At 38.9% G+C, this 14,195-nt stretch carries 14 protein-coding genes and 1 pseudogene; 4 read left to right on the top strand and 11 right to left on the bottom strand.

The features are described from left to right. Positions 1-748: 748 nt before the first annotated feature. Positions 749-1,807, bottom strand: coding sequence for a histidinol-phosphate transaminase (hisC, locus tag H6G41_RS05165; RefSeq protein WP_190744222.1), 1,059 nt, complete (start codon positions 1,805-1,807; stop codon positions 749-751). Positions 1,808-2,161: 354 nt separating this feature from the next. Between hisC and H6G41_RS05160 the strand changes: the two genes are divergently transcribed. Both H6G41_RS05160 and H6G41_RS05155 read left to right on the top strand, forming a co-directional pair. Next, the gene (locus H6G41_RS05160) at positions 2,162-3,646 is read left to right on the top strand and encodes a CIA30 family protein (protein WP_190744220.1); all 1,485 of its coding nucleotides are present in this window, start codon (positions 2,162-2,164) and stop codon (positions 3,644-3,646) included. A gap of 96 nt (positions 3,647-3,742) precedes the next feature. Further along, entirely contained in the window at positions 3,743-4,090 is a 348-nt protein-coding gene (locus H6G41_RS05155; RefSeq protein ID WP_190744217.1) for a hypothetical protein, read from the top strand. A gap of 17 nt (positions 4,091-4,107) precedes the next feature. Here the strand turns inward: H6G41_RS05155 and H6G41_RS05150 are convergent, their stop codons facing one another. The 3 genes from H6G41_RS05150 to H6G41_RS05140 form a co-directional block, all read right to left on the bottom strand. Continuing rightward, entirely contained in the window at positions 4,108-5,025 is a 918-nt protein-coding gene (locus H6G41_RS05150; RefSeq protein ID WP_190744215.1) for a hypothetical protein, read from the bottom strand. A 410-nt stretch (positions 5,026-5,435) separates the two neighbouring features. Beyond that, on the bottom strand, positions 5,436-6,101 hold the full coding sequence (locus H6G41_RS05145; protein WP_190744213.1) for an RES family NAD+ phosphorylase: 666 nt from the start codon (positions 6,099-6,101) through the stop codon (positions 5,436-5,438). An 831-nt stretch (positions 6,102-6,932) separates the two neighbouring features. Then, positions 6,933-7,550, bottom strand: a complete 618-nt coding sequence (locus H6G41_RS05140; RefSeq protein ID WP_190744211.1) for a DUF2384 domain-containing protein — start codon at positions 7,548-7,550, stop codon at positions 6,933-6,935. A gap of 203 nt (positions 7,551-7,753) precedes the next feature. Here H6G41_RS05140 and H6G41_RS05135 point away from each other — a divergent pair, with 203 nt between their 5' ends. Beyond that, entirely contained in the window at positions 7,754-9,244 is a 1,491-nt protein-coding gene (locus tag H6G41_RS05135; RefSeq protein ID WP_190744208.1) for an NACHT domain-containing NTPase, read from the top strand. 60 nt (positions 9,245-9,304) lie between these two features. Then, complete coding sequence (locus tag H6G41_RS05130; RefSeq protein WP_190744206.1) at positions 9,305-9,529, top strand: DNA cytosine methyltransferase; 225 nt, start codon at positions 9,305-9,307, stop codon at positions 9,527-9,529. Between the two features lie 19 nt (positions 9,530-9,548). Here H6G41_RS05130 and H6G41_RS05125 read toward each other — a convergent pair whose 3' ends face one another. The 7 genes and pseudogenes from H6G41_RS05125 to H6G41_RS05100 all read right to left on the bottom strand — a co-directional run. After that, positions 9,549-9,722, bottom strand: a complete 174-nt coding sequence (locus tag H6G41_RS05125; protein ID WP_190744522.1) for a hypothetical protein — start codon at positions 9,720-9,722, stop codon at positions 9,549-9,551. A gap of 73 nt (positions 9,723-9,795) precedes the next feature. Further along, positions 9,796-10,674, bottom strand: a complete 879-nt coding sequence (locus H6G41_RS05120; RefSeq protein ID WP_190744204.1) for an NAD(P)-dependent oxidoreductase — start codon at positions 10,672-10,674, stop codon at positions 9,796-9,798. Positions 10,675-11,121: 447 nt separating this feature from the next. Then, positions 11,122-12,318 (bottom strand): class I SAM-dependent methyltransferase, encoded by a 1,197-nt coding sequence (locus tag H6G41_RS05115; protein WP_190744202.1) that lies wholly within the window; start codon positions 12,316-12,318, stop codon positions 11,122-11,124. A gap of 150 nt (positions 12,319-12,468) precedes the next feature. Then, positions 12,469-12,666, bottom strand: coding sequence for a hypothetical protein (locus tag H6G41_RS05110; RefSeq protein ID WP_190744200.1), 198 nt, complete (start codon positions 12,664-12,666; stop codon positions 12,469-12,471). Between the two features lie 106 nt (positions 12,667-12,772). Beyond that, positions 12,773-13,084: a transposase gene (locus H6G41_RS34960; RefSeq protein ID WP_242037806.1), complete on the bottom strand. Its 312-nt coding sequence runs from the start codon at positions 13,082-13,084 to the stop codon at positions 12,773-12,775. 6 nt (positions 13,085-13,090) lie between these two features. Continuing rightward, a complete protein-coding gene (locus tag H6G41_RS34955) occupies positions 13,091-13,324 on the bottom strand; it encodes a hypothetical protein (RefSeq protein ID WP_242037805.1) in 234 nt (77 codons plus the stop codon). Positions 13,325-13,418: 94 nt separating this feature from the next. Then, positions 13,419-14,117 (bottom strand): annotated as a pseudogene (locus tag H6G41_RS05100) (type I restriction endonuclease); the annotation flags it as partial. Positions 14,118-14,195: the final 78 nt, after the last annotated feature.

Here is a 14,195-nt window from a genome sequence, read left to right as displayed (position 1 = left end):
AAACAGATGTAAATAACTTGCAGATTGTGCATAGTTGTCTGTTATTCGCATATGGCAAATATTGTAGAGCGGCACCAAAAACTATGGTATGTCTACAATTATGGTGTACCATACGGCTGAACTTACTCATACGCTCATATAATAACCGATCATTATATTGTTCAAAGTATGAGATTTTACAAACCCTCATACCATAAAATCAGCAAGTCTTATCATTTATATATTTTTACTTAGTTTGTTTTATATTTTACCATATTAGCTTAAGTATTTATACTAGATAATTTGATGGTGTTAAAATTGATCCTATCTAAATTAACAGCCTCAACCACAGTTGTATTAATGAAATAATACTAGAGCCTTGAATATTTTATCCTAATCTGGCATAATACACACACTTCATGGATAATACCATGTAGATGGAATGGGTGATAAACGAGACTTCACAGCCTGTTGTCAGCTTACCGGAAGTATCATAAGGTTATCTTAAGTTTTTACGCTTAGAATAACGAACCGATGAAGCATTAATATCTCAAGGTGCGTTAGCCTGCGGCATAACACACCCTACTGGATCGACACGCCTAAAGTTGTGCATTAAGAATAAAGCAGAAAGTATTGATTTATCTCACTTTTCACAAAAATCTATTGCATCATTTTAGCTGTGTCGATCCACTACAGACAATAAATATTCAGCTATATTTTTTATCAATAGCCAAGTTAATGACAAATGTATTTGCAAACATTTCAATTTTTATCCTGCTTTGAGCAAACTAGTCAAAGCTTGTACCAAAGTTTGATTCTGCTCATCAGTGCCAATAGAAATGCGTAATTTATCCTCTAATCCTGGTTGTTTGAAATAGCGGATGAGAATTTGTTGTTCCTTCATTTTTTGATAGAGGTATTCTGCATTTCCTTGCGGCGGCTGGACTAGTAAAAAATTAGCTTGGGAATCCCAAACGATAAAACCTAATTTTTTTAAATCGCCTGTTAGCTGAATTTTGGAGGCTGTAATTTTAGCTACACAAGCATTTTTATAATCTTGGTCGGTAATTGCAGCAGTTGCAACTGCACAGGCGATCGCATCAATGTTATAACTATCTTTGACTTTAAACAACCCAGACAATAATTGGGGATTTGCTATCCCAAATCCCAAGCGCAATCCAGCTAAAGAGTAACCTTTGGAAAGCGTGCGAATTAAAATAACGTTTTTATATTCCCGGACTAAATCTAAAGCATTTTCTGTGGCAAAATCTACATAAGCCTCGTCAATGACTAAAACCCCAGATAACGCACTGGCTAATTTGTGCAAATCTTCAGATGGGACTACATGTCCAGATGGACTATTAGGAGAGGCAATAAAAGTTACTGCACCATCAGCAGCAATAATTTCTTCTACAGGTAGGCTGTAATTATCTTTGTAAGGAATTTCTAGAATATCTGCCGCTTGCATCTCAGTTAATGTGCGATATAGCACATAAGTAGGCATAGGGTAGACTACTTTACGTCCTGATTCAGTACAAGCACGTATGACGATGCTTAAAACTTCATCGCTACCATTACCCACAATAATCCAATCGCTAGGAATGCCCAAAACTTTACCAGCAGCTTGGCGAAATTCGCCGCCAAATGGTTCAGGATAGCGCCGTAACCATTCGCCATCGATATTCCGCAAAACTGCTAAAGCCGCAGGTGAGGGAGGATAAGGGTTTTCATTACTATTCAGCTTGATTATTGGCGTACCTCGCGGTGGTTGTTCGCCAGGTACATAGCTAGCCATTGCATCAACATTTGAACGGAAATAGTTAGTCATGGGGAAATGGGCATTGGGCATTATTGGGCATGGGGCATTGGGCATGGAAAATCCAAGCTACAATTTTTGACAATATCGTTTTTTGGGATTTACATCAATGCACAATGTTCCAATTGTTGAATGGCTAAAATAATTCGGGGATTTGAAATAGAGTAGTTTTCATAAATATAAAATACTAAATATACTCATTAGATTTAATTTAAAGAAATATGCATTCTTATAAGGTGCTAGTTGCCTATTAAATAATGGTTTGTTTAGACGATATCTACCTTATGTATCTTTCAAATATCCCAAAAATCAGGTATGAGTGATATTAGAGTGCTATAGACTAAATAAAGTTGTGAGGGCGCAATCGTGACTGAAAAAAATCGTTCTCAATGGGACTTAGGCAGGTTCATCAAAACCTTGACCTATTTCGAGGTCATTCCTTTTTTAAACTGCATCCAAAAGTTAATCCAAGGTCGTCCTAAGCAGGAGAAAAATCAATCCAATGGAGGAATAAATGTGAGTCCAATATTAGTAGCTGGCGCAACTGGCGGTTTAGGTAAACGTGTAGTCAAGGGATTATTAGAACGAGGATATCAGGTAAGATGTCTTGTTCGTGATATTGAGAAAGCGAGAGGTATTTTGGGTAATGATGTTGATTTAGTAGTTGCAGATATTACTAAACCAGAAACATTATCATCTCTTGTAATGGCGAATATTCAAGCTGTAATTTGTTGTACGGCGGTACGAGTGCAACCTGTAGAAGGGGATACAGCAGATAGAGCTAAATATTATCAAGGAGTCAAATTTTATCAGCCAGAAATTGTTGGCGATACACCCGAAAATGTAGAGTATCTGGGTGTAAAAAATTTGCTGGAAGCTGCAAAACCATATCTCACTCAATCAACTGAAAAAATAATATTTGATTTTACCAATCCATCAGATGAATTGCGGAATATCTGGGGAGCTTTGGATGATGTTGTTATGGGTGGTGTCAGTGCAAGTAATATGCAATTTGTAGACAATACAGCTTTGTTTGCTGGTAATGTCTCTACTGCTAATTCTGGTGGTTTTGCTTCTGTAAGAACTAAGAATTTCGATCCACCTTTTAATTTAGTTGGCTACGAAGGTGTGGAACTGCGTGTTAGAGGCGATGGTAAACGTTATAAATTATTTTTGCGAACTGATGGGAAATGGGATGGAATTGGTTATAGTTATTCTTTTGATACGGTAGCTAATACCTGGATAAATATTCGCATTCCTTTTAAAGATTTTATTCCTGTATTTCGCGCCAAGGTTGTGAATGATGCACCAGCAATTGATAGTAGCAGAGTTTGCTCATTGCAATTGATGTTGAGTAAATTTGAATATGATGGCGCATTAAATCCACATTTTTCGCCTGGGGGATTCACTTTACAAGTGGAGTCAATTAAAGCTTATAGTGGCGCAACTTTACCTAAGTTTATCTTAGTTAGTTCCGCAGGTGTAACTCGTCCCGGTCGTCCTGGTATTAATCTTGATGAAGAACCGCCAGCCGTGAGATTAAATGATCAATTAGGCGGAATTTTAACTTGGAAATTTCATGGCGAAGAAAGTTTAAGAAATAGCGGAATTCCTTACACAATTATTCGACCTTGTGCGTTAACTGAAGAATCTGGTGGAAAGGAATTAATTTTGGAGCAAGGCGATAATATTCGCGGTAAAATTAGCCGTGAAGATGTTGCTGCAATTTGTGTAGAAGCGTTAAAACAAGCACAAGCTACTAATCTGACATTTGAAGTTAAAGCTGGAGAAAATGAGGTTAAATCTATCGATTGGGAGAGGCTTTTTTCTAACCTAAAATCTAATAAATAAAGCCGAATAAAAGGGAGAATCAATGTAAGAAAATACGTCAAGGGTAGTTGATAGTAATTTTTTCTACTATCTACTTACCCAAGGGAGAAAGTAATAATGTTTAAAAGATTATTTTTGGCAGGAATTTTTGCACTTGTACTTTGGTTAGGACTATTATCTAATACTGCTTCATCACAACAAGTGGAATCGCGAATTAATAACCTAGAAGCTGATTTAAATCGCGTCCAGTTGCAGTTAAATCAGTTGCAGTTTCAACTTGGTCAAACTAGGGTGTCTCCATCGCCAAGAACAACTCTGACGCCTAGAACTTCAAGTGGATCTGGCAGAAGTTTATCACAGACAGAACGTGATAAAATGTTTGATCGTCTTGGAACTTTAGTAGTTGAACTCAAGCAACAAGTTAACAAGTTGGAGACGCGAATCGCCAAGCTAGAGGCGCGTTAAAAAATTTAATAATTAAATTACGCTTCTAAGGCTGTCAAAATGCGATCGCTCAACGCCCAACGGTTAGAATTAGGTCTAATCCAGCATTTTTCTGCTTCATTATAATTGCGTTGATGTACCAGCACTGAGTGTAAGTCTTGTTTCTGCTGATTATTAAGTTTTATCACCATCTTTTCTACAGCACGCAATGCACAAGTCTGTTCAAAAGCAGTTTCCGAATTATTAATTATATTTAACACGGCATAAAAATAATTCGCATCTCCAGACCATTCGGTGACCGAAAGTCCTAGTAATCGCTTACCTTGGTCGTTAGATTTGAGTAGATTATTTACCTCTGGTTCGGAAAAATTAACTTCCGAAGCCAGCGCACGCATTCTACCAGTAATAGATTCCATTTCAAATGTACGTTTTGCGCCTGGTGGTAGAGAATTTCTCAGTTCTTTATAACGTTGACTTAAGCTTTCAATTTGTTTTCTCGCTTCCGATGAAGGAACTGTTGATGCATAAGCTTTTTGCCATTCATGGCGCATTTGTCGCATTTCTAGCTGCTGTTGTGGTGGTGCTACATCTTCTGCTAATTTAGTATGTTCAATTAAAAATCCTAGGGTATCTCCAGTTAATGACTGTAGCATTGGCATCATACTAGAGCCTGTAATTTCTCCTGCTGGTGTTTTGATTGCACCTCCAGTTAAAGCTACAATTTTTAGCAAAGATGGGAGCCAAATTAAAGCTGAGAAAATAGCTGTTGTGTTAGTTACTTGAAATTTAAAAGTTAATTTTTCATCGGCAGTAATTTGAATGGTGCTGAGTAAGATAAAAATACTACTGATAATTAACCAATTGTTCGGGATGTGAGTAATTCGTCTGAGTATCCAGTCTACTGCTTCCCGCGAAATTTGGTTGTTATTTGGTTCTTGATTTGATTTGCTAATCATAATTTTTCTACAAATTTAATTAATCATAGCGATATATAAATTATCGTCAAGAAAAGGGCGGGGAGACCCCGATCCTACGGGAATTGATGGTAAAAAAATTAATATATATTACCAACAAAAACACGATGTTGTGGGTAATTTCATATTTGCTAATAACAGCTGACAACTGTACTGACTTTTCACGGCATGTGGAAAAGGTCATTTTGATGGTTTCCCAAGCCCTGATTTCTCCGTTTGCTATTTTCATTAACTCAGAGTTATTGAGAATAAGCCTGTGGAAAAAGCCACGCTTTTTGGAGGCTTGAGGACTTCCCGTGAAAAGTCAGGACAACTGTACGGGCGGGTTCACAGATATCCTCAAATATCCATAACGATTTCCCATAAACCCGCCCCTACTGACAACTGACTAATTACCAATAAGGAATTACTTCTAAATTATTGTCCTCGGCTGCTTTTAAAATTACGCCTCGTAATAATTCGTGTCTTAGGGGTAAGATATTTTCTGGTTTACAGGTGAAGAAATGTTCGGCACGCTCGTAAATTGCGATCGCTTCTTCATTATTATGAGCATTGTAATAAATTAATCCATGCATTTGGGAGTAAATTGCTGACTGCTCATAAAAATAACGTGACCAAGCTTGGCTAAGACCACGCTTTTCGGTTTTTGCTAGAGTGGCTTCATTCGCACCAGCGCGCATTGCACCATCACCACGTAGATCTAATAATTTTAAATCCCTTGTGGCTGTAACGATCGCAATTTGCTGATCGGTAATTTCAATACAACCAACATCGCCAAAAATTTCTACTAAACAACTGGAAATTTTTGGTGCAAGGTAATAGATACCGCGCTCTTTGTCATTGTCTGGTTGGTGATAATCTAGAGGTTCGTAGGAAACTTTACCTAATTTCCCACGATGATGATCGAAGCGGTAAAGTGGGCCCCAAAAGCGGAAACTTAGAGCAGTCGTACCAAAATCTGTCCGGAAAATTCTGAACATTTCCGTACCCTTTTTTAAGGTATGAAATTTTGGTTTTGGCCTGCCAAAGCGAGGTGGCGGGACAATTAGTTTAACCACCTTGTCACTCCTCATCTAGTTGACGGAGAAATTAGAAATGCTTGACCGAATAAGGATGAACGATAAAGGATCAAAGATGAAAGTTCCTGTGAATAAAAAAAACAATACAAAACCAGATTGTCTTTGGTGAGGTGTTTTACCTCCTGAAAAATTGACTAAGGGACTTCTAAGTAAAAAAATATTCCATTGCTCTTGTTGTACGGGCGGGTTTAACCGAAATATCTGTCTTCGACATGAGTATCTCAAAAAACCCGCCCCTACAGACTGTGAACCGTCAACCGTCAACCGTCAACTGTCAACTGTCAACAGCCTTCACGATGGATTGTGCAACTTAAAAGCAGAATAGCTTTAGCTTTGACTTCATCTTGTATCCTTGATAATTCAGCCTTTGATTGAACTTGCAGAATTTGACTGCATCGGTAAACTACAGCCGCCATACTAAATTCAAAATTCACCAAGCTGATTACGTAGCTTTTTTACATATCTTGAATATTAGCTGCATTTCTGCTGTGCTGGACTAGTACATTACAACTATATCTACTGCAAATTTCATGTATTAGCTACGTGTTTCCGGACATTTTTAGCAATTTAACTGTAGTTTGTGTAACTTTTAGCCGGCACTGATTTGCTTTTTTGGCAGGATTTATACTTAGGCAAGAGTCAAGGAAGAGGAAAGGGAGCAGGGGGTAGGGAGCAGGGGGTAGGGAGCAGTGGGGAGAACCTGATAAATCAATTTAGGGGCTGAAACCCTTAAACAGAAACAGAGACGCAGGGAAGATTAATTCCCCGCGTCTCCGCGTTAATTTTATCGATCATTTTTTAATAACAAGATTACAAGACGCCCACTGTCCTAGCTTCGGCAATGACATCGTCTACTTGACCAAATTTTAAGGCTTCTATGGGTGTTAAACCATTTAAACCTCTATTGGGTCGAGTTAACCAGCTAATTTTGGAGAAAGCAGGAACTTTTAGGGCTTTGAGGACATCTGGTAGCCCAGTGACTACTCCATCTGGCCCCTCAGGATCGAATTGCCAGGTGGGAAATTTCCAGACTCCGTTATCTTGAACAGCAATTAAGCTATTCTTTTTTAAGCGATCGTGTGGTGTCTGACGAGTTGTATTCAGTAAATCGGCTACTTGTGGTGCCGTTAATGACGATTTAAGTAATTCTTGTCTCCATCTAAAATTTCTTGTGAGGGTAGCCAGTTCTAAGCGGCTACGTTCTTCATCGCTAATTTGCTCTGCGCCAAGTTTGGCTGCAAAGTCTATTTCGGCTTGGGAATATTTTGGCTTGATATTAGTTGGCGTTAACCGTTCAGCTAAACATTTAATTTCCTCTGGTTGTAGTGAATTGAGATAATCCTGAAATTCTCCGGCGATTTTCTCTAGTGCTTGCTGCATAATATGTTTTCCGGAAGGAGCATCAATGGTGACGTTAATCCCGCTCATAATCCCTCCTAAACCGATCGCGTAACATAATATTTCACTTCTTCATGTAAGAGATGTCAAATACCTAGATCTCTAGATTCGCACTCTTATGCATGTTTTACAATCATTCTTAGGCATGACTTATGTATGACTTTTGTATGAGATAGGTATGATTTTCTGGGAAAATAGTTATATAATTAACAAAATGCTTTGATGTAGGGGTAATGAGTAGGCGATCGCTTCAAGCATCGGCTAAGGGAATTAGTAAGGCTGAAGCTGCGCTAATCCGCAATTCTTTGACGCAGCAGGGGTTAGCGGGAGAATTAGGAATTAGTCGTCAGCCGGTGACTAAGTTTTTTCAAGGTAAAGCTGTTGATCGCTATATTTTCGTGACAATTTGCGAGAAGCTTAATTTAAATTGGGAAGAGATTGTCAAGCCTTCATCGTTCCCAGAGGAAGAAGCATCAGCTAGTGTCAGCCAAATTCAAGTTTTGGTACAGAATGTCCGCGAAAAAGTCCATAACAGCATTCAACGGCGTTGTGGGGTGATGCGGGTGCTGGATATGGAAAAGCCCCGAAGGTTGGATAATATCTACACTCCTGTTTACATTTGGGAGCGAATCACTGGACGCAGAAGGCTGGAAATTGGGGAGATAGTCAGGGATTTCGATCCAACAAAGTTTAACTGTTTTAACTTGGGTGTTCTCCAACAACCGCGCTTACCAGCGATAGAAGCTGTAGAAGGCTACGATAAATTGATGATTTTGGGGAAACCGGGAAGCGGGAAGACGATATTTTTAAAGTGGCTGGCTATTCAGTGTAACTTGGGTGAGTATAAAGGCGATCGCATTCCTATATTTATTGAACTCAACGACTTTGCACAGATAAAAGAGCAACCCACTTTACTAGAGTATATTACAGAACAGTTTGAAGATTGCGGTGTGACTACACCCAATGCGGCGCTAACTCTTCTGACTCAAGGACAAGCGGTAGTTTTATTAGATGGTTTAGATCGAGTTAGGGATAGGGACTATAACCGAATTTTGCTGGAAATTCGCCAGTTTACAACCCGATTTTCTGCCAATTCTTTTGTAATTACCTGTCGAGTTGCAGCACAGAATTATATTTTTGAGCAGTTCACAGAAGTAGAAATTGCTGATTTTGATGAACAGCAGATTACCCAGTTTGCTATTCAATGGTTTCAGGATAAAGCCGCGATCCAATCTGAAGATTTTTTATACAATCTGCGACAAAATCAATCCTTGAAATCACTAGCTACTAATCCTTTATTATTAACTTTTCTCTGTTTAGTTTTTGAAGATAGAGCAAATTTTAACTTAAATACATCAGCAATTTATCAAGAAGCATTAGATATTTTGCTTCAACAGTGGGATAACCAGCTTCATATTCAACGCGATGCTATGTGTCAGCAAATTCCTGTAAGCCAGACAGCAGAATTATTGAGTAATCTAGCAAAAAATTATTTGTATAAAGGTGAATACTTATTTCTACAATCAGCTATTGAGGAGCAGATTCGCGAATATATTTTAAGTTTAGATGAGGGGAATAAAAGTTTCAACAAAGCTGGAATTGATAGCACTGCGATTCTTAAATATATTCAATCTCATCATGGTTTATTGGTTGAGAGAGCAAGAGGTATTTACTCGTTCTCTTATATTAGTCTTCAAGAATATTTAGCCGCTAAAGACATTTAGGCTATAAAATAGTTGAAATTTCATTTTTTATATTGAAAATTCTTTATAAAAATAGAGCAAATGAAACTTGAAAAAACAGCAGCAGACTTTTTTGCAGGGATTGGTCTCGTTACAATGGGTCTTATTAAGCAAGGATGGCAAGTGGAATATGCCCTTGACTATAGTAACGAGAAGCAGCAAATGTATGAGGAAAATTTTGGAGTAGGTCACTATTGCTGCAAAGACATCAAACAAATTAGTTGTACATGGAAGCGTACAATTAAAGAAATTTTATGCAAAAATTAGTTCATTTTTGAGCAAAAGGTTAAGGTAAGGAACCGCAGAGGAGGCGAAGAAGAGTAATTTTGAGAAGAATTGAGTTTAGGCTCGACAGTAAGTTGGGGATAAAATTCTGGTCTACATTATCCACAGGCGTATCATCTGAACATGGGAGTTCAGCGCTGGTTGGGAGGATGCGATCGCGTTGATAATTTACCATAGGTCATGAATATTTTACCCAATAGTGTAATTTAGTGTAATTTTAGGCGATCGCACGCTGTTAACTTCCCTATTTACTCCCAGCGCCCCTCTTCCCAAGCTTTGATGGCATAAAACACCGATGAATAATCATCATTGGCAAATGACATTTTCATCGCTGATTGCAATATTTGCCTGACACCTTTAATACTACTAACATCTAATTCCGCAGCTTTGGCTTCATTGATAAATAAGTCTGTATCTTTCAACAAATGTTTGGTGGGAAAATTCGGATTGGCAAAGTTACCATCTAACATTCGTGATAGCTTTTTATCAAAAGTAGGGGCGTAAAGGGCACTTTCTCGCAGGATTTCCATAAACTTTTCTACGTCAATATGTTGACGTTGAATAAAAGCCAAACTCAAAGAAAAACTAGTTGTCAGGGCAGCTATTAGTTGATTTAAAGCTAGTTTAACTGATGCGCCAGCACCCACAGGCCCGACTAAACGAGGTTCAGGTCCAAAGTTTTGCAATAAACTCAAGTGGCGTTGAAATTGGTCTTCGCGAGCGCCTACCATGAGAATTAGTTTGCCAGCTTGGGCTTCGGGTATACTGCCTAAAACTGGTGCTTCAATATATTCACCACCTGCGGAGACAACAGCATCTCTAATTTCTAGGCTTTCTGTAGGGGTGATTGTGCCCATTTGGATGACGGTGCGTCCGGAAAGTGCGCGCCAAGAAGTATCTGAAAGCAACACGCTATAAATAGCAGCAGCATTTGTCAGCATAAGGATAATGCAATCAGCAGCGCGAATTGCATAGCGGGGTTCTGTTGCGATTTCAGCACCAGCTGCTTGTAGTGGTGCTAATTTTTCTGGGGTGCGGTTGTAGGCAACTAACTCTATATTTGCTGCCAATAGCCTTTGCGCCATTGGTAGTCCCATCAGTCCAGTTCCCAGAAATGCCACCTTCATGTTTAGTTCCTTTCGTACAGCTTAGGCGAAGCCTGTGTGAGACTTCGCGTTTTTATTATCGATTAATCGCGTACAGTTAACAGTTAACAGTTAACAGTGATGTCTTCTGTCTTCTTTTACAGCAATTTTCAGGTAAATAGACCACACTGTAGGGGCACGGCATCCACAATCTTCTCAATATATACAATAATCTTACTGGTGCCGTGCCCCTACTACGATTGTGGTTCAAATGCATGAAAACTGCTGTAATTAGCCACCTGCGGCAAATGTCACCAAAATGACAACAGATAGTAAGATACCGGGGGCAAGTAGTGTCACTAGCATTAACAAATCATGGGTATTCATAATTCCTCGTTTCCTTAGGTTTTTAGTTGTCACTGTTACAGTGTTACCTTAGTCAACTGAGACTAGTACAGCATTAATAGAGTTTTAACTTTTCGCCTACTTTTACTCTGGCACAATTAAGCCTGTTAGCGGTTGAGAAATTTCTGTTTCTGTTAAGCCTTTGCTTTGAACTAACACCCCAAAGCCGCCTAATCCTAAGGGGTTGAGGAGTTCGTGGAGAGATTCTCGCCGCCGTAATAGCTGAGAAATGGACTTTTCTTGCTCGGAAAGGGCAGAAATCCGGTTTCCCAACCCTAATGCCATTAAAAATAATCCCTGTTGAGTAAAACCTACTTTATCTAATCCGCAGCGATCGCCCCATCGTTCCAAAGCGGTAAAATCAACATGGGCTGTAATATCTTGCGCTCCGATGTTGACATAAGGGTTGTCATGGTGGCGATGCTGATAATAGCACTGTAAGGTTCCTTGCGATCGCCTGGGGTTATAGTAACGGCTGGCAGGGTAGCCATAATCAATTGTTAACACATACCCGCACCGCAAGCGGTCTGCCACTATACTCAACCAGTCTAAAGCCGCTAAATTAATTTCACTACGATACCCATCGGGGTAATTATTCTGGCGCAAATCAATACCCACCAAATCCCAATATTCCGCCAACCTGGGAGTAGACAGTTCTCCTGTAACTTCGACAAATCCTATCTTGTTCTCCTGCTCCCCTGCGTCCTTATTCTCTTGACTGCGCGTTGTCACATAAACCTCACGCAACTCCCCCGCCTCAAAAATAAACTGATGCACTGGGAAAGCATCGACTAATTCATTAGAAAAAAAGCAACCTGTAATGGAATTAGATGGGATGTCTGCTAAATTGCACCATTGCACGGAGAAATTTTGTAAGCGTTGCTGTTGTTCTTGTTTAAGGGTGGGTGACTTTTCAATAATTAAATATTGCAGTACAGCTAAAAATTCTGGGTGATGCTGCTGATAATAATTAAGAATATGCGATGCTAAAAGTCCTTGTCCTGCTCCCATTTCTACCAAATTAAAGCTTTTAGGTTTTCCTAAAATCTCCCACATTTGCAGAAATTGTACTGCTAGTAATTCGCCAAAGTCATTACCTAAATGCACAGATGTAAAAAAGTCACCATCTTTAAAACCTAGTTTGTCTGTATTGCTGGAGTAGTAACCATATTCGGGATGGTATAAAACTGTATCCATATATTCAGCAAACGTAATTCGCTTTTCGGGAGTCGTGGCAATACGATTAGCAATGGATGTATATAATGCGGAATTAAAACCCATATAATTTAGTGAAGAGTGAGACTTTAATTATCCATTGAAAGAGGTCGGCGCAATTAAATATCAGAATATAGCAACAATATTTACAGACTAGCTCTCTAGGAAAAAATCTATCCTAATAGTGTCAAGAAAGTTTAGCAATAAACAACTTAGTTAAATAAACATCTGCCAATTTGCACAATTACTTAACGCGCATTTCTCACAAGCAGTAGGGGCGGGTTTAGCGATATTATCGTCAATGATTGAGCATATCTGTGAACCCGCCCCTACGGACTCTTGCACATCTACCGGGATATCTAAATGTAGCATCCCATCTTTATCTACATAAGAGTTGATTTTGATACTTTGCATAGTTTAATTACCTTCATTGCCATAATGTAGGGGCGGGTTCACAAATATTATCAAATATAAACGATGATATCGGTAAACCCGCCCCTACAGCAGATTGAATACATCATTACCATTTAGCAGGATTATTTGGATGTAATTCATCCTGCTCCCAGTACAAAGGATTGTTAATTATATATTTACGAATATTTTGTAATGCTTCTTCACTGCGAATAATACGTTCATAATAGTTACGCTGCCAAACAGGTATACCTTTTGAATCTCTTAACTGATTTATACGACGAGCCGAAGAAGTTTTAAAACTTTGTACAATTTCTGATAATGGTTTATTGCCTGATTCTTTTAATTCAATTATTCCATGTATGTGGTTAGGCATAATTCCAAATTCATCTAACTGCACATTACTAAATTTTTTAGCCATAAAATTCTAGTTATATTGAACTACTTGGCCATAACGACTTAATTCAATATACGTAGGGGCAGGTTCATTGATATCATCGTTAATATTAGATAATCTTTGCGAACCTGCCCCTAACACTTCTCCTAATAAACATTCACGTTGCCAAATACAAAGGGTTATAAAATACATCCCTGCCTGTGTATAATCATAACCTGGCAACCTGATTGATCTACGATGATGTTTATCGGGATTATATTTCATACTTTATCTTATTGATTTATTTTTATAAATTGTGTTTTTCGGGGCGGGTTTACCCGAATCATCGTTGGTAATTAATCATATAATCATCGTTATAAATCGCGGAGGTAGTAACAATCGTGGGATATTTACTTTCAGGGTCAATGAAATTATCCAATTCAGCCTTACCCTGAGCATCATCCCCAGTAATTCGCATAATATAGCGGCTATTCTCCGCCATCAAATCAGCATTCTCATTCACCAACGCCACCCGCATCCGTTCTGCGTGGTCAGTCGTCTCACAAAAAATGATAGTTTTGGCAAAGCGATCGCTTGATTTAAGATAATCAGAAACAATCCGTGCAACTAACTCAGTGCGCTTTTCTAAAACCAAAGTTCTATCAAAATCTCGCTGATTAAATACTTGATCGGGAATTTCCCGTTCTCGCTGTCCTTGGGTAATCGTGCGATCGCACATCATAAAAGCGTCGCCATTGGAGCTAAAGATGAATGGTACATCAATTAATTCACCAGTTGCGATCGCCTGTTGCATTCCCGCGCTAACGCCGTGATTATTATCTTTAGCCTCAATTACAGCCAGTGGTACACCTGGTTTGTGATACAACACATAATCAGCGCGTTTCTGCTCACCTCGACTAGCAAGTTTACCTCTAACAATTACCCTACCCTTTGTCAGCGTCACCTCTTCCCGAATCTGAGTGTTGATATCCCATCCCCGACTAGTCAAAGCAGGTGTAATATATTTCGTACAGATATCACGTTCACTCAAAGATTTCTTGTCAATTGCTTCTGACATAAAGAAGTTCGGCTTTCGGTTAACAGCAGGCGCAGTATAATTCTAGACTTAATTCTTGCTTGCTGTTAAGTATGAGTC

The organism is Tolypothrix sp. FACHB-123 (assembly GCF_014697075.1).
Lineage (GTDB): Bacteria > Cyanobacteriota > Cyanobacteriia > Cyanobacteriales > Nostocaceae > Aulosira.
Note: the sequence above shows the minus strand (reverse complement) of the source record. Positions and strands in the feature narration are given on the sequence as shown.

Excerpts from the sequence above, each read along its gene's own strand:
- H6G41_RS05140 (WP_190744211.1), bottom strand. The coding sequence starts at position 7,550 with ATGAGCGGGATTAACGTCACCATTGATGCTCCTTCCGGAAAACATATT.
- H6G41_RS05115 (WP_190744202.1), bottom strand. The coding sequence starts at position 12,318 with ATGGGTTTTAATTCCGCATTATATACATCCATTGCTAATCGTATTGCC.
- hisC (WP_190744222.1), bottom strand. The coding sequence starts at position 1,807 with ATGACTAACTATTTCCGTTCAAATGTTGATGCAATGGCTAGCTATGTA.
- H6G41_RS05135 (WP_190744208.1), top strand. The coding sequence starts at position 7,754 with ATGAGTAGGCGATCGCTTCAAGCATCGGCTAAGGGAATTAGTAAGGCT.
- H6G41_RS34955 (WP_242037805.1), bottom strand. The coding sequence starts at position 13,324 with ATGAAATATAATCCCGATAAACATCATCGTAGATCAATCAGGTTGCCA.
- H6G41_RS05155 (WP_190744217.1), top strand. The coding sequence starts at position 3,743 with ATGTTTAAAAGATTATTTTTGGCAGGAATTTTTGCACTTGTACTTTGG.
- H6G41_RS05130 (WP_190744206.1), top strand. The coding sequence starts at position 9,305 with ATGAAACTTGAAAAAACAGCAGCAGACTTTTTTGCAGGGATTGGTCTC.
- H6G41_RS05150 (WP_190744215.1), bottom strand. The coding sequence starts at position 5,025 with ATGATTAGCAAATCAAATCAAGAACCAAATAACAACCAAATTTCGCGG.
- H6G41_RS05110 (WP_190744200.1), bottom strand. The coding sequence starts at position 12,666 with ATGCAAAGTATCAAAATCAACTCTTATGTAGATAAAGATGGGATGCTA.
- H6G41_RS34960 (WP_242037806.1), bottom strand. The coding sequence starts at position 13,084 with ATGGCTAAAAAATTTAGTAATGTGCAGTTAGATGAATTTGGAATTATG.
- H6G41_RS05120 (WP_190744204.1), bottom strand. The coding sequence starts at position 10,674 with ATGAAGGTGGCATTTCTGGGAACTGGACTGATGGGACTACCAATGGCG.
- H6G41_RS05125 (WP_190744522.1), bottom strand. The coding sequence starts at position 9,722 with ATGGTAAATTATCAACGCGATCGCATCCTCCCAACCAGCGCTGAACTC.